A 21,840-nucleotide genomic window follows, 5' to 3' on the forward strand; every position below is an offset into this window, starting at 1 on the left:
GGCATTCTCGTGGGATGCCTCGTCCCTTACGTGCGTGAGGTTGAGCTAGATTCAGCGCGATCGGTTTGCCTGCTTTGGCATCGTTTGTGCTAGTTATTCGCTCCCAAAACACTTAGGAATCTTACAACCCCGTTCAGGTAGAAACTCCCACTGGGGAGTACAACCTCAGGAATCTGTTAACACGATCCAGTGATCTTTCTGAAGACACCGGCTCGAACCTGACTTCTGCGATTAGGTAGTTTTTCAATGTCAAACAAACGGCAGACCCGCTCGAAATCTGGCGGGCGACGACGTGGTAACAGCGGTGGCACCCAAAACGGACCAGGTCCCAAGGGACGCGGTCGCTCTGGGGGCGGTGGTGGTGGTGGTCGACGCCGATCTTCTCCTCCTAGCTCTAACGTGCCACGCAACAATCTCGATAATGAAGAATTTGAACCAGGGGAACCAATTCCTTTGGATCCCGGCTTTGGTCTTCTCGAGATGCACCCCAACGGCTACGGCTTCTTACGCAGCCCCGACAACAATTACGCCCGCGAACGAACCGATCCTTTCGTGCCCGGCACAATGATCGAGCGTTATGGTCTGCGTGAAGGGGTTATGATTCGCGGCATGATCCAGCGTTTTCGCCGTGGGCAAGGGCCTCGCCTGCGAGACGTTTTCGACATCGACGGCTTGCTGCCCGAAGATTACCTGAACGTGAAGTCATTCGATGACCTCACGCCTGTTAATCCATCCGAGCATCTCAAGCTGGAATACGATGGCGGTCCGCTGACCAATCGCGTTGTCGACCTACTATCGCCATTAGGCAAGGGGCAGCGTGCGTTGATCGTTGCTCCTCCGCGTACCGGCAAAACCATGCTGCTGCAAAATATCAGCCGTGGTATTTCTACAAACCATCCAGACGTGAAGTTGGTGGTCCTTCTGATTGACGAACGTCCTGAAGAAGTGACCGAAATACAGCGCAGCGTGAAGGGTGAAGTCATTGCAAGTAGCTTGGACCGCGATATCGAAAGCCATGTGCGTCTTTCGCAGTTGGTGATCGAGCGTTGCAAGCGTCTGGCGGAAGCCGGCCAGGATGTTTTCCTTCTTCTAGACTCGATTACCCGCTTAGCCCGTGCGTTCAACAAATGGGTCGGTGACAACCGCGGGAATAGCGCCATCATGTCTGGCGGTATCAATGTCAAAGCGATGGACATTCCCAAGAAGTTGTTCGCCACCGCTCGTTCCTTCGAAGAAGGGGGCTCGCTTACCATCGTCGGCACCGCACTGATCGACACCGGCAGTCGGATGGACGAGGTGATCTTCCAAGAGTTCAAAGGTACCGGCAACATGGAACTGGTCCTTGATCGCAAGTTGGCCGACCGTCGTGTCTGGCCGGCGATCGATATCTCGCAATCAGGTACCCGTCGTGAAGAGCTTCTGCTATCGGAAGAAGCGCTCAACGCAGTGGTAGCCTTGCGTCGCACGTTGACCTCGATGCATCACATCGAAGCCATGGAGCAGTTAACGCGGCAGCTAGGCAAATACGAGAACAACGAACAGTTCATCAGCTTGATTGCCAACAGCCGCGATCGTTATCAATAACGGCATTGCCAATCGCAGCAAACTCATTCGGAGCCGCTCGCTATCGACGGCTCCGTTTTTGTTGCGCTGAGCTGTTTTTGGTCGCGCCAAATCAAGAATGCAAACAGCGGAATCGCAGCGAGTGCCGCCAGCTGATAAGCAGTGAGCCCAAATGCGAATGTCGGTTCCGGGCGAAGCCATTCGGTAAAAAAGCGGTACGTCATATAGGTAATCAAATAGATCTTGAACAGCTGTCCGGGGAACATTTTCTTTTTCCACAGCACAAAAAACACTGCGGCGCATGCCAGGTGAAAGATCGACTCATAAATCTGGGCGGGATGCCGCAGCAGCTCGCCACCGTCCGGAGCACTGGGAAATGCCACCCCCCACGGCACGCTGCAGGCCTGACCGAAACAGCATCCGGCAACAAAGCAGGCCCATCGTCCGATACCGATAGAAACGGCCACCGGCACGACATAACTATCGCCCGTCTTAGTGCGGATATCGAGGATCCACTTGGCCAACTCCACGCCGAAATAGCCGCCCAACAGGCCGGCGATGATGGTCTTGCCGTGCGCAAACCATGCCGTTCCACTAAGCAGTCCCTCCCAGTCGTAAATGGCGAAGGGGAGTTTCGCGCCAATCATCGCCCCACAGAAGCCGCCCAGCGCAATACCGACCTTTTCCCACCAGGCGAGTTCTAGCTTCTCTTGGAATAGACGCAGCAAGATAAAGCCGACGACAATCGCCGCCAACATGATTGCCATGTAAGCCAAGTGCGTCATCGAGTACTTTCGGCTGCTGTCTTCAGCGGAGGTAGTTCCACGTGTCCATCGCGATACAAAACATTGTAGGCGCAAAACGGCACGACATGACCGCTCGGCAGCAAATGATGCACGCAGCATTTCATCACGCGGCGGACGTCAAAATTGTACACGTCTAGGAAAGAGGTGATCATGATACGAAAAACGTCTTCCGCCCCGATGTCTTCCTGCATGGCCCTGGTAAAGAAATCGACGGCCGCCTCGGCATGCCGTGGATCAGAAGTATTCAACGCTCCGATCAGTTCATTCATCGGACTGTTACTACTAAGCACCGGCAAAGATGAGTCGCCAGAGGAGGGCGGGGGAGCACAGCTTCCGCCGGGGCAGCATGCTTCGCGAACCAGATAGCGTTCCAAGAGTTCCTTGACGGCACCTCGCTGAAAGGAGATGCCCCCGGAAAGCAGATCCAAATGCTCGGCTGCTTTGATGAAACGCATTAGCGGAACGAGTTCCCCATCGCGGCGATAGGCATACGACATCTGATGACAGTTAGGATGGGCACAAGGAAGCGGCATAAAATCAGCCTCGGTGTACATGCCGGAGGTTTGATCGACAATCCCTTGAATGACATCTGGAAACGTAATTCGGTTTTCCAGTTCTTCCGGCAACACATGCCGGCCAGAATAGGTTGCCGGCTGCAAGCTGAGCCCTGTAATCCAACGACGCGATGCACAGTATCGAATCAGGTCGCCTAGTTCGTCATCATTCACACCCGGCTGCAATGTCGACACCAGGTTCACATGCAGCCCGACCTCGCCACATCGCTCGACGGCCTTGAGCTTGGTCTCGACAAGTGCTTCCCCTCGCAGTTGCAGGGAAGTCTGGTCTCGAAACCCGTCGAACTGCAAATAGATTTCTACTCGATCGCGACGTTCGGCCAGGAACTCGAGCACGTCCCGGTCGTTTGCCAGACGAATCCCGTTGGTGTTGATCATCACGTAGTCGATCGGCCGCGACAAAGCGTAGTCAACAATCGCCCGGAACTGGGGGTGGATGGTCGGCTCGCCACCAGAAATCTGCAGCACTTCCGGATTGCCTTCGACCTCGACATATCGATCGATCGTTTGCTGGCACTGCTCAAGGGTTAAGTGCTTCCCGCCAGGGCCGCTCGACGCGTAACACATTGGGCACGAAAGATTGCAGCTCGATGTGATCTCCAACAGGCCAATGCACGTGTGTTGTTCGTGCTCGGTACAAAGCCCGCAATCAAGCGGGCACCCCTTGTTCGGCTCGACCCCAAACTCGCGCGGAATCTTGCCAGGCACATTGAATTGAGCTTGGTCGTACCAGGCAACGTCCGAGCAAACGTAGTCATCTCGACTTCCATGTACTTCACAGCGTTTGCGAAAGTAGACGCGGTTACCGCGGGTAATGATCTTCGCCGGGACCACGGCATGACACTCGGGGCAAAGACTTTGTGTCATGCCGAGAACGGTATAGTCACGAAACTTGGCCATCCAAATCCTTCCGGCAATCAGCGATGAATTAAAACTTTAGGCAATACGGTCGAACAGTAAACAAACGAAACCACAGCTGCCAGAATACTAAGACCAATCGCTCCGATGGCGATCAACGCAACACTAAGTTTCGACAAGCGTTCGGCCAGTTTGGCATGCCGGTTTTTGCTCAGTTTTCGTAGCAGCACGCCATTGACCAATAGCATGGGAAAGACCAGCAGTGCCCAGGTCACGAAGGAACGCCAACCTGCGTCCATCATCAATAAACCACCGACGCCGATAATGAAAAGAGCAAGAGCAAACGCGGCAGTCACGCGTGCTGTTATCTCTATGACTCTTGACCGACTGGCAAGCTTCCCCTTGTGTTTTTCGGACGTGGTCGGCCCCGGCCCTCCTTCAAACGGCTCCATGCTCAATAATCTCCAGTAGCTGCGATCAACATGAAACAAAACACGATGAGCGAGATAATCAACGCGATCCCCAGCATCACCAGAGCGCCTATCGAAATGATCAGCGCTGAAAAGGACATGGCAATTCCACGCAGCCAGGGATTTTCACTTTGATTCCCCTTCAATAACAACACTCCGACACCAATGGAAAGCGGCATCACCACAATTAAGTACGGCAGCAAGATGCCCGGCTCGTCGACATAAATCCCTAACCCAACGATCACAGCCCCAAGGGCTAAGAAGATAAACGCCCAGATTCCAAAAAGGCTACCCAGGTAGCCCTGTCGAGGAGTCGCGACCGGCATGACAAGTTCTGCATCTACCATCTCGTCCCCTTCATAGAGCGGGCGTCGGCAGATCCAACATGCGTTGGCAAACGAATTGTTTTCCGCACCGCACTCAGGGCAAAGCACATGTGGCAAATCGGAACGCGTCATTTCGTCTCCTTTGCCTGGGCATGTGTCAGCCGATCGTGGTACTGTTGAGCAAGTGGCCTGGCCAGCCGAACAATCTGCCCGATGACAATTCCTGTCCCACCCAAACAGGCTAGCGACACCCCTTGTTGCACAAGTGGGACGGCATGGTCGGCATCAAACCAGCTATCATCCACCATGCCGACTGTTCCCAAGTAGGCCGCCATCGCCCCCAGCGTTGCCAACCAGACCAACCGTAAGTCAAATCGCAACCCAGCCATAGCTATGACCAGATATAACGCTCCGACTAGCGATGTCGCCATGGGACCGCCGGCAATACCGACAAGCAATCCAATAGCGAGCAAGTCGACCATTGTGGTTAAAAATGGCAACCAGCCCGGCAGGATGCGTTTCAGCACCAGAAGCAATACGAGCAAGGAAACCACAATCAACAATACGGCGGTGCCTGTTGCGACGCGCTGAAAGGAGAGATTCGCGGCCTGACCTTCTTCACTCTGCGAGAGAAAGTGAGCGACTTGGCAGCCGTAAAGCACAACGACGGCGATCACTCTTAGCAGAAGAACCCGAAGCTCGCTCGCGTAGGTTTGCCAACGACGGACAATAAACCAGTGGCGATCCATAGCTGGTGAGCTGTTTTCTGGAGCAGGATTCATACAAAACTATTTCTGAGTGCCAATTCGTAACAAGACGTTCGCATCTCAATATAGCGGGCAACTAGAGATATGAGCATTAAGTTCTCGACTCCGGCTTGTCATCGGCATATTCAACCTGGGTGCGTGAAGTTCGCAAGGTGAAACGAAAGCAAAGCACGAAGGAAATCAAACCAGTGATCAACCCGATCGGTACGCCTCCATAAAACATGTTCGAGATACCATATTCATCCCCCTTGGGGAAAACGGAAACAGCGATCATTGCTCCTGCCCAACAGACGGCGGAAAAAGCAATGCCGGTAGCAATCCAGATCGGAATCATAATTAGCGCAGACAGAAAGAGCGCACTTGCCTGGTCCCAACCTTCCGGCCATGCACCGGTGGCATGGAATTCTCGCCGCATATAAATAATCGCACGAAGGTTTGCCGGAACCAAAACGAGGGCAGTCAACACCGCAATTCCCGGAAGGAAAATAAAGAGGGCAACGACAATCAGGATCGAAACACCAGCCGCGGCAAGTATGCCAGCATAAGCGGCCGGGGGAATCCCTGTTCGCTTACTCGACAGCGCACTTTCCGTATCGGGTGACTCGTAAGGGTTCGGTTCGTTTTCCGGCTCTGACATTACCTCGCCTGACTCTCCGTTTAGGAGCATGACCACGGGCAGGGTTGGCCCTCGCCCATGATACGCGATAACGGCCCCCATTGCGGTCAAAATCCTGGGCAGCTATTCTCTAGATCCTCACGATCAGTTAAGATGCACCGTGAACCAAGAGCCCCCGTCAGGCCTCCCTTAGGGAAGCTTTGCGGTGCATCTGACTGGAGGGTATGCGAATGGTTAGCGGTCACATTGGAAATGTGATGCCCCCTTGTGGGGTTGCGAGTTCGAGTCTCGTGCCCTCCGCTTCGAGCCGTGATGGTTAGCCCCTCACGGCTTTTCTTTTGCGCTGAGCTCTGCCCCCCCCTAAAGAGCCGAACACTACCCCTAGGGGTGTCACCTTCAAACTGAAATAAATCTTTTTATTTAAAGCGAAGTTAACTATACTCCATAGTGTGCCGGAGATTTTTTGCACGAAGGGTCCCTAACTCATCTAATTCCCTTTCTGTTTCGGCTGCTTAGTTCTTATCTCGTAACCATTTACTGCTTTTCTTTCCTATTGTGCGCACGGATGTCGACACACTTATCTTTTCTCATCTTCCACAAAGCATCTTTTATGCGAGTTCCATTATGTCCTTATCTGTAAGTCCAAATCGTCGTTCAGCTTTCACATTGGTCGAACTCTTGGTGGTGATCGCCATCATTGGAGTGTTGATCGCTTTACTTTTGCCAGCTGTGCAGCAAGCGCGCGAAGCGGCTCGGCGTATCGAGTGCAATAACAAGATCAAGCAGTTGGGCTTGGCGCTGCACAACTATCACGACACCTATCTCAAGTTCCCTGCCGGCGCGCAAATGGGCGACGGCAAGACAACCAGTTGCACGACTTCAGGACGTGGAATTCCATGGACGGTTGCAATCCTTCCATTTTTGGAACTCAACAACCTCTACGACCAGGTCGATATGGCAAACACGTTCGTCTGCACGAAACAAGAAGGGGGAGATGCCGATAATGTTACGGTCTGGGAGACCTCGGTGGAGGCATTCCACTGTCCTTCGTTCCCCGCTGAATCAACCGAAAGGAACCATACAAACTACTATGGAGTGATGGGGGGCGGAGATAGCAGTAAAGGCAACTGCCAATCCAGCAACATAGGCCGACGTTTTTACATTAATGGTGTCTTGTTCCAAAACTCTCGCACGAACTTCGCGAGCATTGTCGATGGCTCTTCCAACACGTTCCTGGTGGGTGAATCGCGATATCAACTGCTCGATGGTGGACGCGGAGACAATCACTATCTGGGCTGGGCATCAACCAATCGTGGTGGCGGCTCATCCGTAACCGGCACTCTTGCGGCAGCCCAAATTCAAATCAACAGTTGTGGTAGCGGCTGCCATGGCGACAAGTACGACACAACATTCGACAGTGCAGGCGGAAGCTACGCAGTGCCAGGCGGCTTGGGGCAAGGTCTGCATCAACGCACCTTCGGCAGTTTTCATCCCGGAGGCTGCCTCTTCTTGCTGGGAGATGCCTCGGTGCATTTTCTGAGTGAAACAATGGACCTGACCGTTTACCAAAACCTTGCCATTCGAGACGACGGTACTGTGGTTTCGGTCAAGAACTAACAGTTCTGCTGCTCCCCATTAGCTCTCACCTTAAGCTCAGCTACCGAAGGACTGTAATGCAATCACTTTTTTCAATTCGTCTCTATTCCGGAAGCGTCATTGCTCTGGCCATACTTTTGATAACCGGATGCGGAACCGAGAAATCGTCGGATGTCTACTCGGTTTCTGGCAACATCACGTATGACGGCCAGCCACTTCCGAAGGGAAATATTTCCTTCGCCCCAGATGCCTCGCAGAATAATCAAGGCCCCGGTGCGACTGCCGAAATCAAGGATGGCGAGTACAAGATGATGCCCGGGAAAGGAATCAGCGGAGGCCCGTACGAACTCGTCATCAGCGGTTACGACGGCGTGCCGATCACTAGTGGTGAAGGGGGGATGGACCCGAACGGGAAAGTCTTGTTCGAGTCTTACAAAATGTCCCTCGATCTTCCTCACAAAGACACGCAACACGATATCGAAGTGCCCAAACAAAAGTAATTACGTCGGGTCAAGCATCCAACCACGCTCAGCAGGCCTCCCTGAATGAATGAGGCCTGCTGACTTGAGTTAAGAGTAGGCACGCTTTGCTTCTAGGCCAAAGTTTCGCATGATCCTTAAGCTCGAAATGAGTATCAAAACCCTATCCCGCAAGCTGGCTCTTCCGCTGGAAAGCCGAATCACGTAAAACTGGTCTCTGAAACGATTTGCCCTCGTAGCTCAGGGGATAGAGCGACGGTTTCCTAAACCGCAGGCCGGTGGTTCGATTCCACCCGGGGGCACTGGACTATCTATTGTCCCGTCCAGCCAGATGATGCAATCTGCTTCAGAATAAACTCTGGTTGGAACTTAGCACGAATCTTTGGATTTGCCGGGCAAGCTAATTCAACCATGGATAGGTTGGGATTTTGGCCCAGCCCCCCTCTGAAAGCGGTCTTTCTGTGCGTAACGAAAAACGCTCCCGGCGCACGACACACAGCATCGCTATCGTGCACCGGAAGTGTCCTTGGAGTCGGCCCGCTTCAGTCAAAAGTTGATGACTGCACGTCTGCCCTCGCCCACTCATTCCTTTTTTACCTTACTGACCATTCGCACAATCCAACAGGAACGCAACCTGCACTCGCGTACGCACATATTCTCTTTAGCGCAGCGAAATGTAATTTTGCGACTATTTCTGAGAAATGCAGAAATTCATGTCAGTTAAGTCACCGCTTTTACGCTTCTGTATTTAGAGACTGAACGCCAGATCGAAGATGGCTCATCGTTTGTGAATATTAGCCAAGTGGCTGATTTCGGTTTCAGCGGTGGCGAATATCTCGTTACGCCTCGTTATGGGAAACGTCGATGCAACCGCATTCCATCGCGAGAAGATTGATTTCAGCAAGTGCTAATAAAAAGCAAAACAGCTACACCACGACTGGCCTATGTCAGCCCCCACTTGGCAGGTTGTCACCATTGGGGACCATGAATAAAGTAAATTCTAACATCGAGAAGATGCGGAATGATGAACTCGCTTCGCTCGATTGATGGCAAATTAAGAAAGTGCACCAAGAACCATGAATCGAGCTTTCGCGTGTAATCGAGATTTTATGCGTCATCTTCGTCTTCAAAACGGATGGACGCAGGCCGATTTAGCCAAACGAGCAGGCTATAGCGAGCGATTGATTAGTAAAGCCGAAGCGGGTGTGCCAATTGCGATGGACACCATTGTTGACCTTGCTGACGCATTTAGCGAGATCAATGAAGTACGAGTCTATTGGGAAGATTTGGCAAGCGACCCAATTAAGCTGGCTCATCGGTATCTCGAAGCGCTCCATTTTTATCAGAAAGACGTAGTCGATCATCTCTCCGACTTCATGCACGAAGACGTTGTATTTCGAATTGCCGGAGAGCCCTCGAAGATTCCATTTGCTGGTGAACATGTTGGAATTGATGCCGTCCGCAACTCATTTAACATCTTCTTTTCCGTATTAGAGGTTCCTGAAAACTACGACTACAGCAATGACTATCAAATCATTGGACAGGGCCCTAACGCTATTATCTGGGGCGAGTCGTGGATCCATCCCATCGGCAAGCCCCTTGAGAGGCCCATACGCGTCTCAAATTTACTTATGTTTCGCCGCGGCAAATTAGTCTTTTTAGATGACTGCTTCGACACAGCAGCCGGGGCTGCCTGTTTGAATGACGCCTCAGTTTGATGACATAGCCTTACTCGTAACGGCGATATTACTCGCGTTCAAGTTGGGCCCGCATCTTGTTTTCGGCATCGCGAATTTCACCCGTTGGGTCTTGCTCGGCAAAGTCTTCAGCTTCAAAGATCGGACGAATCTCAATCTCCGAGTCTTCCCCTTCGGCCGGACAAGGACAGCGCTTGAGCCAATCGATGGCTGTCTGCAGGGAGTCGACTTTCCAAATCCAGTAACCAGCGATTAGTTCCTTGGTTTCGGTGAATGGGCCATCTATAACCGTACGCTGATCTCCTGAGAATCGCACTCGAACCCCTTGAGAACTGGGCTTCAAGCCTTCGCCGGCTTGCATCACACCGGCTGCAACCAACTCTTCGTTAAACTTTCCCATGGCCTGTAAAAGTTGGGGGCTAGGCATGATTCCAGCTTCCGACTGATTTGACGATTTGACGACTACCATAACTCGCATGGAAACTTCCTTTACTTTCAGGATGAAAACCTTACCGGAAAATTCTAAACTCACCCGGTAGTCGAGCGACAGCCTGGCAATTCGACCATGAGTAACAAATTTCCGGCAAATGTTTTCCTCACATTACAAGGGACTTCCATCGTGACCCAATTCAAGCCCGACGGATATAACTCAGCATCTCCCTATTTAATTGTCAAAAGTGCCGACGCCACCATCGAATTCCTGCAACAGGTTTTCTCGGGACAACCGCTTCGGCGTATCAATCGAGAAGATGGAAGCGTCATGCATGCGGAAGTACGACTGGACGATACTGTCATCATGATGGGGGAACCCGCCGAGCATTGGCCGGCGATCGGCTCGCATGTGCATGTCTATGTGCCGGATGTCGACGCGACGTACCAAAAAGCTCTCGCAGTAGGCGGAACTGCAATCATGGAACCGGTTCAGAAAAGCGAAGACGACGACAAACGGGGCGGGGTGCTTGATCCCAACGGCATCAGTTGGTGGATCGCCACAGAGCCCAACTAGTCTGCCTGCCTCACTTGTCATCATGGATACTTTGGCGATCGCAACAAGCTTTACCCGTACCACCACGGGATGAGTATCACGCACAAGATCAGCACCAGAAATGTGAACGGTGTGCCGATTTTCAGATAGTCGCTGAACTTATACTCGCCAGGCCCCATTACCAAAGTATTCACCGGTGAAGCGACCGGCGTCATAAACGCGGCCGAGGCAGCAATCGCCACGGTCATCACGAAAGGATAGGGGGAAACATCCAACTGCTTGGCAATACTCATGGCAATGGGTGCCATGAGAATCGCGGTCGCGGTGTTCGAGATTACCAGGCTGAAGCCAGTGGTTAACACAAACAGTACCGCGATCAGCACATGTGTTCCGGCCCCGTTCAACGCACTCATCAAGAAGTCGACGGCCATCTCGATCCCATGAGTTTTCTCAAGGGCAACCGCGAATGGCATCATGCCGACGATCAGGAAAATACTTTGCCACCGGATCGACTTGTAAGCGGTTTCGACATCTAAGCAGCGAAATAATCCCAAGAACAGACAGGCAATCAAAGCAGCAATCGCATTGGGTACGATGCCGGAGACCATCAGCACGATCATGACCGCTAAGGATGCTACCGCCCATGGCGCTTGCGAGAGGGCAGGCGCGACATCATCACTTTCCACCGGTAACGAGAGCACTAAAAAGTTCTGCTTTTGTGTCCGCAGATAATGTATCTGTTTCCAAGGTCCGATCACTAGCAAGATATCGCCTGGACGCAGTTTTTCGTCGGCAACAGCCCCTTTGATCGCTTCCCCTCCACGCCGTAAGCCAATCACGCTCAGCCCGTGTACGGTACGAAAGTTCTCCTCAACAATCGTGCGACCAATCAGGCCCGACTCCGGCACAACGGCGACTTCTGCCATGCCCACATTTTTAGACTGATGGCTAAAATAGGAGTCGTCAATCGGCAGCACGTTCAGCTCTAAATCGTCGACAAACTTTTCCAATTCGTTCTCTGGGTGAACCAAGTCCACCAGCATTACATCGCCAGGACGAATCTCGGTCTGAGAAATCGGATTGAGCAGATACGTCTTCCCACGTCCCTGACGTTCGATACCAATCAAGTTCACACCACTGCGTTGCCGCAAGTCGAGTTCCCCCAAAGTTCTTCCCACAAGCTCAGAAGAGTAGGGGACCTGCAATCGAAAGGCGCGCCCCTGAAGTTGATACTCGTCGATAAACGATTTGAGCGTTCGACGACGAGCACGGTTCGATGTCGTGGGACGAGAATTCGTCAACCAATGTCTTGTCAAAAGCATATAGCCGACGCTGAACACCAAGACCGACAATCCCATGGGAGTGAAGGAAAAAAAGTTGAAGCCGCCGAGCCCTTCGCTTTTGAGTGCACTATCGACAATCATATTGGGCGGGGTCGCAACAAGGGTCATCATGCCACTGATCAACCCCGCCACGCTTAGCGGCATCATCATTCGCCCAGGGTGAATATTAAGACGCGACGTCACGTTCAAAACGACCGGGATGAAGATCGCCACGATGCCGGTAGAGCTCATCACGCTTCCCAGCAAGCCGACGCTCAGCATCAGCAAGACAACCAGTTTTGCTTCGCTGCTGCCCGCACTACGAGCAAGCCATTGGCCAACCTGCAGCGCGATGCCGGTCTGGGTAATCCCTTCGCCAATGACAAATAACGCAGCAATCAGCACGACGTTCGGATCGGAGAAGCCTGCGAAGGCTTCCTGCACGCTTATAATGCCCAGTACGGGTAGCGCCACCATAGCCGACAAGGCCACGATATCCATTCGTGGCCAGTCGATGATGAACAGCACGATGCATACCAAGAGCAACCCTAGTACGACCGCCAAATCCCATGGCATCGCTTTTTACCCTTTCCCGCCACCACTTGTCGAAGCTGTTGGATCTAACCTTCCTGCTTGACCGGATGTCCTTCTTTGTTGACGGTATAGAAGTGCACATCTTGCTGCGGGTATGGAATTGAGATGCCAGCTTCATCGAAGCGACGTTTCACCTCTCGCGTGACTTCTGTCTTCACTTGCCACCAGTCCGCGGTCTTGGCCCAAGGTCGACAAACAATATTCACTGACGACTCACCAAGATCGTGCGTGATCACCTGCGGGTCAGGTTTCTTCAGCACTTTTTCGTGACTGGTCACGGCCGCCATGATGATCTGTTCGGCCTTCTCGAAGTCGTCGTCGTAGCCTATGCCAAACTCCATGTCCACGCGGCGGGTATGATTGGCCGTGATATTTGTAATCACGTTATTCCAGATCTCGTTGTTGGGAACGTAGATCGTTTGGTTATCGAATGTTTTAAAACGCGTTGAAACCAGGTTCATTTGATCAATCACGCCGGTGGTGCCCCCAGCGGTGACCACGTCGCCGACATCGAATGGGCGATTGACCAGAATCATCAAGCCGCTGGCAAAGTTACTGAGAGTGCCCTGAAGCGCGAGACCAACGACTAAACCGGTAGCCCCAATCGCCGCGATGATGGGCGTAATATCAACTTCCAGTGCGGTCAAGGCGATCGCGAAACCAACAACCAGAACGATATTCTTGATCATCCGTGCAATCAGGTTCTCAGCGAGCCTACTCAGTCTTAGCTTCTTCTCGAGAAGCCAATTAGTCACCCCCTGAATGAATTTGGCAATGATCCAACTGATGAACAGAATCAAGAGAAACTTGCCGACATTCCAAGCCAACCGTTGACCACCTTCCTTTGAGGCCATCCACCCAACTACTGCCGCGTAGGTAGCCGTGGCGTCGGACGTATCAACTTCGATCCCCGAAACGGCAAGGATATACTTGCGATACTCCTCGACGTCGCCTCCCTTTTTCTCAAGCGACTGCAGGACAATTTCCAGCCGTTCGCTCAGCCCCGCTCGTTCCTCTTGCAGCGTATTTACATCTTTTAACAATTGGTCTTTCTTGGTATTGGCTGCGGTATTTACATCCATGGGGTCCCCGTCGGGCATCGCTTCTTCTGATTGCGGCTCTTCCGATTTCGGACCGGCATCCTCTTCGGGCTTTTCTTTCATGCCCAATTCGGCCTGAGCAGCGTCGGTAACTTCTTTCTCCGTTTCCTCTGCTTTCGCCTTGGCTTTATCCTTTACCTTCTGGGCTTGATCCAACGAATTCTTCGCCGCGTTCTCGTCGCCGGCTGCTATCGCTTCGTTGGTCTTCTTCACCCCCAAACGTACCGCAGAGATTTGCTTTCCCTTGGCAACCAAAAGCTTGAACCACGTTTCCGCTTCTCCTTCAAGCTCTTGTTTGGTTAGCGGCCTGACCAATGTCCTGAGTTGATCTAGGGGGATGGCGAGATTGACGGTGGTCACCGGCACGTACTTCGCTTCCGCCGGCTTTTCGTCTTGTGCCCCCAGTGGAATCGTGGTGGCCGTCGCCAATATCAAACCGATTGCCATGCTTCGAAACGACATACAGCATTCCCCCTCAACACGTTTTGGATGTTTGCCCCGGCAGCGTTTTCGCGAATCCAAGATATTTCCGAGGCATCTCTTCATCTTCGGAGTCTTCGCATGGCGTTGCAACCCATGGCATGCGACTCAACCGTCGCTCTCGGGGCGGGCACCCTTCCAAAGTTCTTCTTTGGTTGATAAATGAGCCGTTATCCATCGTGTATAGGCGAAGAGGTAATCGCTCAAGCGATTCGAAAAAGCTAAGACCCACGGCTCAATCGGTGAAAGTTCATGCCGGCGAACCAGGACACGCTCCCACCGGCGGCAGACGGTTCGTGCGACATGAGCATGTGCGCCGAGCATGCTATCACCGGGGATGGTGAACCCGTCGATCGCATCAAACAGCTCTCGATACTGGTCAATGCGATCTTCCAGAAACGTCACCCGGGAATCGGTCGCTGCGTCATAACCGTCAGCATCAGTCGATGGCGGTTTCGCACTCGCCAGGACAGCACCCGCATCGTACAGAGAATTCTGGATCTTCCGAAACATTTCATCTGTTTCGGCCGCGATCTTAGCACTAGGACGCGTGCTAGGTGCGGTCGCATAGGCTCGGACCACTCCCAAAAAGCTGATCAACTCGTCCGATTCACCGTACGATTCGACTTCGAGCGATGATTTTGATACCTGAACTCCGCCGGCCAACGCGGTCGAGCCTCTGTCGCCGGCTCGCGTATAGATTCGATGGATGTGAATCGACATGGAGTTACTCCGCGGGTAAAACTGAGGACCTGTCCGTATCCCCATCATCGCAAATGGGCCCGTCTTAGAGAATGACGGCCACCTAGGAACCGTCGCTTGTTCGATCTGCACTCCTTTACGATGGTCAGTTTACTTCTGACTTTGATCCATATTCTGGGTCTATTTGCCGCGATTGATGCGATCATGAAGTCACGGACTTCTCAAGGCGCGATTGCCTGGATGTTGCTGCTGATTCTGGTCCCCTACATTGCATTCCCCTTCTACTGGATCTTTGGCCGCAGCAAATTTCAGGGGTACGTCAACACGCGACGAATTCGAGCCAAGGATATCAAGAACCACACTCAAACGTTTCGTGCGGTCAACCCCGACGTAATCGCGGATTTTCATGGGCAGCCGGGAAAGCTCGTCTTGGAACGCCTGGCCGACTTTCCCTACACGCATTCGAACTCGATCCAACTGTTGGTCAACGGAGAAGCCACTTTTGATGCAATCTACGAGATGATGTCGGCGGCGACCGAGTACATTTTGTTTCAGACTTATATCTTTCGCGACGATGGGGTCGGCAAACGGTTTTCCGAGTTGCTTACGCGAAAAGCGAAAGAAGGAGTCGCCGTTTATTTTTTGTACGATGAAATCGGCAGCTATCAACTGACTCATAAGTTCCTGCATGAACTGCGCGAGGCTGGCATCAAGGTTCGTGCTTTCCATACCACCCGCGGCAAAGGAAATCGCTTTCAATTGAACTTCCGCAATCATCGCAAGATTGTCGTGATTGATGGAAAAGTTGCAGCGGTCGGGGGAATTAACTTCGGAGACGAATATCTCGGCTTGTCCAAACGTTTTGGTGCCTGGCGAGACACCCATCTCAGGATTCACGGTCCAGCCGCACAAGCGGTGCAGTGGTCGTTCCTGGAAGATTGGTACTGGGCTTCCGGCGACACCTTGAACGTCAATTGGGAAGAAGAACCGGCGGAAGATGGCAACGAAGTCGCGTTGGTTATTCCTATGGGGCCGGCCGATCCCATCGAGACGTGCGGGCTATTCTTTGTTCATGCGATCAACTCAGCCCAGCGACGAATCTGGATTGCCTCCCCATACTTTGTCCCAGACAAGCAGGTCATCTGCGCCTTGCAGCTAGCAGCACTGCGAGGTTGCGACGTGCGGATCATGCTGCCAGAGCGGCCAGACCATTTGTTGGTTTACCTTTCCAGTTTTCATTTCATATCTGAAACGGCAATTGAGGATCGAATCACCTTCTACCGCTATCAGCCTGGCTTTTTGCATCAGAAGGTATTACTGGTCGACGATGAGATGGCCGCAGTGGGCACCGCCAACCTCGACAACCGTTCGTTTCGTCTCAATTTCGAGATCATGGTGGCAGTCGTTGGCAGCCATTTCGCTCAATCTGTCGAAGCGATGCTGCTGGAAGACTTCAAGCATTGCCGAGAAGTCGATCCGCAAGAGATTCAAAAACGCTCGTTCTGGTTTCAACTTGGCGTAAGTGGCTCGCGGTTGATGTCGCCGATTCAATAGCTTCTGCTAGCAGCACTATTAACCGCAACATCGGCAAAGTTTACTTAACCGGAACCCATCTAACGTCCGAAAACGAGAAGGACGCTTTGCCTGCATCACCAGAAGCAGGGCAAGCGAATCGTAGCTTGTGGACCTTCCACTTAGATTTTGCGGACAGATATCATGCCAGCATCGCTTCGCCCCAACTTGCTCGCGACTCTGACCCTCGCGACAACCGTCAGCGTGACCGGGTGCATTTTCCCGTTTACACGGTCAGGCGATACCAAACTGGCAGAACTGGTCACCGAAGATTCGCAGCCACAACCCAAACAGGAAGTCACCGTCGCGTCTAAGCCAGAAGGGGATAAGAAGATGCCCCCGTTCGCGCGTTTTATAGGGGGAATGTTTGGTAGTCACGACGCTCCCCAGGCCGAGCCTGAGCCCGAGCCAATATCCGTGAACGGCTCTGTGACAACTCAGCAAGTTGCAGAGGTCCCGGTCCGAAAGCCTTCTCCTCAGCCGAGCGTAATCCAGCCAGCTCAAGACCTAGTTCAAGCGGCACCGAAAACGCCCATTTTCAATCCCCCAGCTAACCAAATGCCGGTTGTGGTGACGCCGGAAACGAATCCCATGGTAGATAAGCCGGATGTCGTTTCCAAATTCACCCAAAAGGCAACGCAGCTGATCGAATCTCCGTGTCCCGAGGTCGTCGTCCAACCGGCCTCACAGCCGCAACCGCAAGCAAAGCCGGAGATGACCCCAGAAGTTACACCTGTCCCGCAGGTCGCCCAGTCAACACCAGCGCAATTGGGAAATGAAGCGTTGGACTCTCATGCACGTGTACCATGGGCAGAGAAAAAGCTGCTTGAAAAGGCTATGGCCAACAGTTCGACTAGCAGCGTAACGCTTGAGCACTCCCTGGAACTGGCGTTAGAAAACGTGCGTCGAGAACGTCTTGGCCAGGCCCCAGCCCCGGCGGAGAAACCGGTAACTCCCCAACCAGAAATGACCGCCCACACCGATCTCAAAGAAGAGCCCTCTGTCTCCTCTCAACCCGAGTCCGCACCCAAAACGCTGAATGTCGCCGCCAACCCGCTTCGATCTAGTCGTAATACGGACTGGTCGGGAAGCTATCTCCGTGATAATAAGCCGCAAACGGTTGTGAACAACACACATGCAAAGTACCCGCAGACCGACTCGAAATGGTCGCCAAAGCTGGAGCCCAGCCAAGCCGCTTCGGAAGAAGTCGCCAAGCAGGAAGAACCTGCTGTCGAGCCCGAGGTTACGGTCAACCCTTATGCGAAAAGCTTGAAAGAAGCGATCACGGCAATTCCGGCGACTGGCCCTCAACTTGTCGAAAATACGACCGCAGCCGCTAAGACCGCTGAAGAGCAACCGACAACAACCGACGATATTCACTTTCAATCGTCGCTACTTAACAAGTTGCAAGCAGCCAATCGCCAAGCGAAGTGGGATTTCGATACCGCGCCTGAGCAAGTGAAACCAACCGCAGAGGTTGCTACGACACCTGAGAATGCTATGCCGCTAATCGTGGAAAAAGATGCTGTAGATCCGATGCTGCCTCTTGTTGCCGCTCAGGAACCAGAACCGCCCACTGCGGAACCGAAAACGACCATCAATCCTTCGGTAGCCCAAACGGAAACGAAAGACGAACCTCAGGCGATCAAGCCATTCATCATTGCGGCCCCCACCCAAGCCACAAAGGTCCGAGGTGGTTTCGTCCGAGCAGTCGAGCCCAAACCGCTGGTCGTCGAGAACCAAGACAGTAACTGGCAGCACGCTGCCCCTGCACAGGCCAAGCAATTGCCCAAGCTTGCACCTGTGGTGCGAGCGAGTGACTACCAAGACCCAGCACCGGAAGACAACGGCGCCAAGACATACATCATCAACTAAAGCTCAGCCCAGTGCACATCCGCGCGGGTAAGCAAACGATCCGCGACCGGAACGTAATCGGGGCGGTTTTCTATCAGCAGTCGGGCAGCATCACGCAAAGGGATATTGCCGCCGGACTCCATCCAAATCACCTTAGGAAGCTTAGTTCCCAGCGGAGAACTGCCGGCCAGGTGAGGCGCCGAAGTCGTCACGTTACTATTGTCGGCCACCGACTCCGGCAAGAACATTAAACGCGAGACAGCCGGGCCTAACTGTGTAAGCCGACAGTTGGACGCGGCGACTCGCTGTTTCCAGTCGGGACCGTCTTGCAGTGAATTGAGGAACTGATTTTCGCTTCCTTCTTCCGATGCACTGCGACGTGCCATGTCTTTACCGCATTCCATCATGACGTCGATAAGCTTGTTGACACCATTTCGTTCTTCGTGCAACAGGTTACTGAGCCCGCCATGCTCGGCATTCAGGACATTATCGATTTGATGCTCCAGGACCAGCAGCTTTTCCAATAGCTTTGGGTCTTCTGAGACGGATGTATCATCGAGTGCTAGCCGTTCGCAGACTTTCGTCTCGGCCATCTCCAAGCTGACGATCGTGTTCTTGATCCACATGTTGTCACGCATAATGGCCGTTCGCAGATGCTGAAACACCTGACAGGTTGCCAGTACCGTAACGCCGTGCGTTCGAAGCAAAGCGTAATTGAGCCATTTCGCACGAAGTTCTGCCAAACTCAACTCACGATCGCCACCGCGTCTGTTGCGTTTTGTCGCTTGATGAATTACGGGAAAGAGAGACGCTCTTACCTTTTCAATCTCTTGCTCGGTTCGATCTCCCATCGCTCGAACCTTGTCTTCCAGTTCGCTCAAGCGTTGGTCAACAACGCTCGAAAGCTGCTTCACCCCACGTACCCGGAAGGATGGCTCGTTGAGAATATCGTGAATCTGATCTAGCACTTTCGTTTGGTAATGTGCTGCAATTTGACGGATATGCGGGGCGATTTCAGAGTGCAGAGAAACGGCGATCAGCTTGCCAGGCTCAGCCTCCATGTTCGAGGCACCGATCAATTGATCGAGCGAGTCGAGCATCTGAATGGTCATCTCGGCAGACGTCGGTAGAATGCGTGAATCGCTAATTTCGTTAGCGATCCGACCAATGCTTTCGCTGAAATAGTCTTCCGGTCGCCCTCCGATTTCGTCTTCCACGACTTGAGTTACCATATCGATCACGGTCTCGAGACGAAACTCGCAGTCTTGAAAGATCTTAGCCGAGCGAAGGTCGAGAATCTTTTGATACTGGTCTGCACGATTGTTTGCCTGTTGATCGGTATCGTTCAAGTGAGCGAGCTTTCGCTGCTCTTTCTCGTTATGACCAGATCCATGCCAACGATGCAGTAGTTCCATGGAATAACGCGCCGCCGCTAGATCGAGATGCCCGCTGGAACATAACGCCTTACCGGCAAATGCCCATGCTGAAACGGCCGGACCTACCTCGCTTCCGGATTCTTCCGAATCTCGGCAACGCTGGGCCGCTTCACGCCCTTCATACACATTCATGTACAACAGGTCGGCAAGATCATGGATATCGACCGGTAAGTTTCGCATTTCTGGTGAACTGCCGGTCTCGAACAAGGTGATCTGTTTCGAAATTTTGTTGGCCCAGCGCTGCGGAGGAATTTTCGTCACAGCATCTCCGGGATACTCGCCGGTCGCCTGGAAGTGAAATAGCTCGCGCAGACAAGCATACGTATTACAGCGTGCAAGATCTTGTTGCTCGGTTCCGTTAGGCGTTGCATGAATCAGCCAGAGAGAGACATCGTCTGCACTGCCGCCAAACTCTTGAATGACCTCTTGTGCGAGAGCAAACGCATCCCAAACCATGCCGCTACCTGTGCCTCCGCTACTGCTCATGACAAGCACGATACGCGGTTTTTCCTGCCAGGCGAAGTGTTCGCTATTGGGGTCGATGTTGCCCCGAGCCAATTCCACCGCATCGGCAACCGCATCGCGAACCTGTTCACGTAAACGGCTCGCATGATCGGCAAAGGCCAGTCGCCCCAAGGGACGCATGCCTTCGGTTTTCAATGACAAAGGAATGTTGTAGAGCCAGCGTCGACTCATTGACTTGGTCAACTGACGCGAGAGGTTGCGATACGCTTGAGGGCGTCTAAGCGGCATTTCCACAGTGGAAAGAGAAGGGGTTCCAGCCGCGGCACCAAGTTGCCCCGTGCTTTGCACCAGGTCGGTCGTATCCGTATCAATCGCTACGCACCGACACCAATGCTGTTCGGCTTGTGGACCGACAAGTTCCAACCGGCGGTCGACGAAATGACGGATAACACGGCTTCCCAAACCACCAATTCCAAGCACCACACTCGGACGCAGCTCTCGCTGGGCGCGATCGTCTGCCACCGGTGGCAGGACATTCTGCTTGCGAGGAGCGATGTCCTCCCAGACATGGCTCGAACGCGCCTGCCACTGCTGACTGTCGCGATCCATCCGGATGGTTTCTGGATCGAAATCGCCAGACGACTGCTTGGCGCTGCTTGACTTCGTGTCGTTGCAGTTGATGGTCTTCGTGTCGGTCTTGGAGGACTCGTCCTGCCCGACCGCACCACTGCGTACCTGGGGAAGGTGAGCGATGCTATCGGCCTCAATCAAGGCCTTGACCATTTCCGCACAGCTGCGATAGCGCTCGGTCGGCTTCTTTGCGAGTGACTTGGAAAGGATGTCTCTATCTCGCGGTGGAAGCGTGTTTAACCGTGGCGGGCTGTTGAGATGCTGGGCAGTCAATTGGGCCAGGTTGCGACCCGGGAAGGGCAGGGTGCCGGTCAACATCTCTTGATAAACGATAGCCAGGCTGTATTGATCGCTCTGTCGCGACGGCTGGTCGTTGAACACCTCAGGCGAAGCATACAATGGCGTAAGGCCGGCCATCATCGAGGCCGTCACATCTTGAATGGATTTGACCAAACCAAAGTCGGCCACCTTAGCATGTTTGCCGATAATGAGCAGGTTTTCGGGCTTCACGTCCAAATGCTGCAGCGAATGGACTTCGGTCATGTAGTCCAATGCTTCCGCCGAGTCGGCCAAGTAACGCAGCAGTTCTTCGCGAGGGATACCAGGAAGCCCCTCTTTGCGACATTCATCGAAGCGATCCTTCAAGCAACAGTCTGCCAACTCGGTAACGACCACCAGTTGCGACTCGATGACTTCGATGCGTTCCAAAGAGAGTAGGAACGGATGACGAAGGTCTTTAATACGGTTGAGCGCCTTCAGCTCGCGCGAAGCGCGCGCTTCGTCATGGAAACCGAACACCAACTTGACGGCCTTGGAAAGACCGCCGGGGGCATCGGCTCGCCATACCTCACCGTAACCACCTGCTCCGATTCGTTGTACGAGACGATATCCGTCTATTTCCCGTACGGTTGCACTTGTCTCAATCGACACGATTAGGGACCTTATCT

Annotated in this window: 18 protein-coding genes and 2 tRNA genes; 9 read left to right on the forward strand and 11 right to left on the reverse strand. The window is 53.1% G+C overall.

All coding sequences use genetic code 11. From position 1 onward, the window contains the following. The first annotated feature begins 246 nt into the window (after positions 1–246). Complete coding sequence (gene rho, locus HOV93_RS10200) at positions 247–1,584, forward strand: transcription termination factor Rho (protein ID WP_207396398.1); 1,338 nt, start codon at positions 247–249, stop codon at positions 1,582–1,584. Positions 1,585–1,607: 23 nt separating this feature from the next. Here the strand turns inward: rho and HOV93_RS10205 are convergent, their stop codons facing one another. The 6 genes from HOV93_RS10205 to HOV93_RS10230 form a co-directional block, all read right to left on the reverse strand. After that, positions 1,608–2,348 (reverse strand): prolipoprotein diacylglyceryl transferase, encoded by a 741-nt coding sequence (locus HOV93_RS10205; RefSeq protein ID WP_207396399.1) that lies wholly within the window; start codon positions 2,346–2,348, stop codon positions 1,608–1,610. Next, entirely contained in the window at positions 2,345–3,844 is a 1,500-nt protein-coding gene (locus HOV93_RS10210; protein WP_207396400.1) for a radical SAM protein, read from the reverse strand. The genes HOV93_RS10205 and HOV93_RS10210 overlap by 4 nt, the downstream gene beginning before the upstream one ends. 17 nt (positions 3,845–3,861) lie before the next feature. Further along, entirely contained in the window at positions 3,862–4,158 is a 297-nt protein-coding gene (locus HOV93_RS10215; protein ID WP_207396401.1) for a hypothetical protein, read from the reverse strand. Between the two features lie 98 nt (positions 4,159–4,256). Beyond that, the gene (locus tag HOV93_RS10220; RefSeq protein ID WP_207396402.1) at positions 4,257–4,730 is read right to left on the reverse strand and encodes a hypothetical protein; all 474 of its coding nucleotides are present in this window, start codon (positions 4,728–4,730) and stop codon (positions 4,257–4,259) included. Then, positions 4,727–5,380: a hypothetical protein gene (locus HOV93_RS10225; RefSeq protein WP_207396403.1), complete on the reverse strand. Its 654-nt coding sequence runs from the start codon at positions 5,378–5,380 to the stop codon at positions 4,727–4,729. Before HOV93_RS10225 ends, HOV93_RS10220 begins: the two co-directional genes overlap by 4 nt. Positions 5,381–5,456: 76 nt before the next feature. After that, positions 5,457–6,002: a hypothetical protein gene (locus HOV93_RS10230; protein WP_207396404.1), complete on the reverse strand. Its 546-nt coding sequence runs from the start codon at positions 6,000–6,002 to the stop codon at positions 5,457–5,459. A 196-nt stretch (positions 6,003–6,198) separates the two neighbouring features. On the opposite strand from HOV93_RS10230, the gene HOV93_RS10235 reads away from it, so the two are divergent. The 5 genes from HOV93_RS10235 to HOV93_RS10255 all read left to right on the forward strand — a co-directional run bounded on the left by HOV93_RS10235 (position 6,199) and on the right by HOV93_RS10255 (position 9,774). After that, a tRNA-Ser gene (locus HOV93_RS10235) sits at positions 6,199–6,281 on the forward strand. 324 nt (positions 6,282–6,605) lie between these two features. Next, positions 6,606–7,598 carry a DUF1559 domain-containing protein gene (locus HOV93_RS10240; protein WP_207396405.1) on the forward strand — a complete coding sequence of 331 codons (993 nt, stop codon included), beginning with the start codon at positions 6,606–6,608 and terminating at the stop codon, positions 7,596–7,598. A 56-nt stretch (positions 7,599–7,654) separates the two neighbouring features. Next, the gene (locus HOV93_RS10245) at positions 7,655–8,077 is read left to right on the forward strand and encodes a hypothetical protein (protein ID WP_207396406.1); all 423 of its coding nucleotides are present in this window, start codon (positions 7,655–7,657) and stop codon (positions 8,075–8,077) included. A gap of 208 nt (positions 8,078–8,285) precedes the next feature. After that, positions 8,286–8,358 (forward strand) — tRNA-Arg (locus tag HOV93_RS10250). Positions 8,359–9,132: 774 nt separating this feature from the next. Further along, positions 9,133–9,774, forward strand: a complete 642-nt coding sequence (locus HOV93_RS10255; RefSeq protein ID WP_207396407.1) for a helix-turn-helix domain-containing protein — start codon at positions 9,133–9,135, stop codon at positions 9,772–9,774. Positions 9,775–9,802: 28 nt separating this feature from the next. Here the strand turns inward: HOV93_RS10255 and HOV93_RS10260 are convergent, their stop codons facing one another. Beyond that, on the reverse strand, positions 9,803–10,231 hold the full coding sequence (locus tag HOV93_RS10260; protein ID WP_207396408.1) for a YciI family protein: 429 nt from the start codon (positions 10,229–10,231) through the stop codon (positions 9,803–9,805). A 141-nt stretch (positions 10,232–10,372) separates the two neighbouring features. On the opposite strand from HOV93_RS10260, the gene HOV93_RS10265 reads away from it, so the two are divergent. Next, on the forward strand, positions 10,373–10,759 hold the full coding sequence (locus HOV93_RS10265; protein WP_315853385.1) for a VOC family protein: 387 nt from the start codon (positions 10,373–10,375) through the stop codon (positions 10,757–10,759). A gap of 50 nt (positions 10,760–10,809) precedes the next feature. Here the strand turns inward: HOV93_RS10265 and HOV93_RS10270 are convergent, their stop codons facing one another. The 3 genes from HOV93_RS10270 to HOV93_RS10280 all read right to left on the reverse strand — a co-directional run bounded on the left by HOV93_RS10270 (position 10,810) and on the right by HOV93_RS10280 (position 14,957). Next, entirely contained in the window at positions 10,810–12,636 is a 1,827-nt protein-coding gene (locus HOV93_RS10270) for an SLC13 family permease (protein WP_207396410.1), read from the reverse strand. Positions 12,637–12,680: 44 nt separating this feature from the next. Further along, on the reverse strand, positions 12,681–14,216 hold the full coding sequence (locus tag HOV93_RS10275; RefSeq protein ID WP_207396411.1) for a mechanosensitive ion channel family protein: 1,536 nt from the start codon (positions 14,214–14,216) through the stop codon (positions 12,681–12,683). Positions 14,217–14,342: 126 nt separating this feature from the next. After that, a complete protein-coding gene (locus HOV93_RS10280; protein WP_207396412.1) occupies positions 14,343–14,957 on the reverse strand; it encodes a cob(I)yrinic acid a,c-diamide adenosyltransferase in 615 nt (204 codons plus the stop codon). Between the two features lie 96 nt (positions 14,958–15,053). Here HOV93_RS10280 and cls point away from each other — a divergent pair, with 96 nt between their 5' ends. Then, positions 15,054–16,490 carry a cardiolipin synthase gene (gene cls, locus HOV93_RS10285; protein ID WP_235990126.1) on the forward strand — a complete coding sequence of 479 codons (1,437 nt, stop codon included), beginning with the start codon at positions 15,054–15,056 and terminating at the stop codon, positions 16,488–16,490. A 162-nt stretch (positions 16,491–16,652) separates the two neighbouring features. Continuing rightward, positions 16,653–18,383, forward strand: a complete 1,731-nt coding sequence (locus HOV93_RS10290) for a hypothetical protein (RefSeq protein ID WP_207396413.1) — start codon at positions 16,653–16,655, stop codon at positions 18,381–18,383. Here the strand turns inward: HOV93_RS10290 and HOV93_RS10295 are convergent. Further along, complete coding sequence (locus tag HOV93_RS10295) at positions 18,380–21,823, reverse strand: serine/threonine protein kinase (protein WP_207396414.1); 3,444 nt, start codon at positions 21,821–21,823, stop codon at positions 18,380–18,382. The genes HOV93_RS10290 and HOV93_RS10295 overlap by 4 nt on opposite strands. Positions 21,824–21,840 lie beyond the last annotated feature (17 nt).

Source organism: Bremerella alba (assembly GCF_013618625.1).
In the GTDB taxonomy this organism is placed as follows: Bacteria; Planctomycetota; Planctomycetia; order Pirellulales; family Pirellulaceae; genus Bremerella; species Bremerella alba.

What these genes read in the sequence shown, in the direction of transcription:
- rho (WP_207396398.1), top strand. Translation starts at nt 247, where the DNA reads ATGTCAAACAAACGGCAGACCCGCTCGAAATCTGGCGGGCGACGACGT.
- HOV93_RS10205 (WP_207396399.1), bottom strand. Translation starts at nt 2,348, where the DNA reads ATGACGCACTTGGCTTACATGGCAATCATGTTGGCGGCGATTGTCGTC.
- HOV93_RS10210 (WP_207396400.1), bottom strand. Translation starts at nt 3,844, where the DNA reads ATGGCCAAGTTTCGTGACTATACCGTTCTCGGCATGACACAAAGTCTT.
- HOV93_RS10220 (WP_207396402.1), bottom strand. Translation starts at nt 4,730, where the DNA reads ATGACGCGTTCCGATTTGCCACATGTGCTTTGCCCTGAGTGCGGTGCG.
- HOV93_RS10225 (WP_207396403.1), bottom strand. Translation starts at nt 5,380, where the DNA reads ATGAATCCTGCTCCAGAAAACAGCTCACCAGCTATGGATCGCCACTGG.
- HOV93_RS10230 (WP_207396404.1), bottom strand. Translation starts at nt 6,002, where the DNA reads ATGTCAGAGCCGGAAAACGAACCGAACCCTTACGAGTCACCCGATACG.
- HOV93_RS10240 (WP_207396405.1), top strand. Translation starts at nt 6,606, where the DNA reads ATGTCCTTATCTGTAAGTCCAAATCGTCGTTCAGCTTTCACATTGGTC.
- HOV93_RS10245 (WP_207396406.1), top strand. Translation starts at nt 7,655, where the DNA reads ATGCAATCACTTTTTTCAATTCGTCTCTATTCCGGAAGCGTCATTGCT.
- HOV93_RS10255 (WP_207396407.1), top strand. Translation starts at nt 9,133, where the DNA reads ATGAATCGAGCTTTCGCGTGTAATCGAGATTTTATGCGTCATCTTCGT.
- HOV93_RS10260 (WP_207396408.1), bottom strand. Translation starts at nt 10,231, where the DNA reads ATGCGAGTTATGGTAGTCGTCAAATCGTCAAATCAGTCGGAAGCTGGA.
- HOV93_RS10270 (WP_207396410.1), bottom strand. Translation starts at nt 12,636, where the DNA reads ATGCCATGGGATTTGGCGGTCGTACTAGGGTTGCTCTTGGTATGCATC.
- HOV93_RS10275 (WP_207396411.1), bottom strand. Translation starts at nt 14,216, where the DNA reads ATGTCGTTTCGAAGCATGGCAATCGGTTTGATATTGGCGACGGCCACC.
- HOV93_RS10280 (WP_207396412.1), bottom strand. Translation starts at nt 14,957, where the DNA reads ATGTCGATTCACATCCATCGAATCTATACGCGAGCCGGCGACAGAGGC.
- HOV93_RS10290 (WP_207396413.1), top strand. Translation starts at nt 16,653, where the DNA reads ATGCCAGCATCGCTTCGCCCCAACTTGCTCGCGACTCTGACCCTCGCG.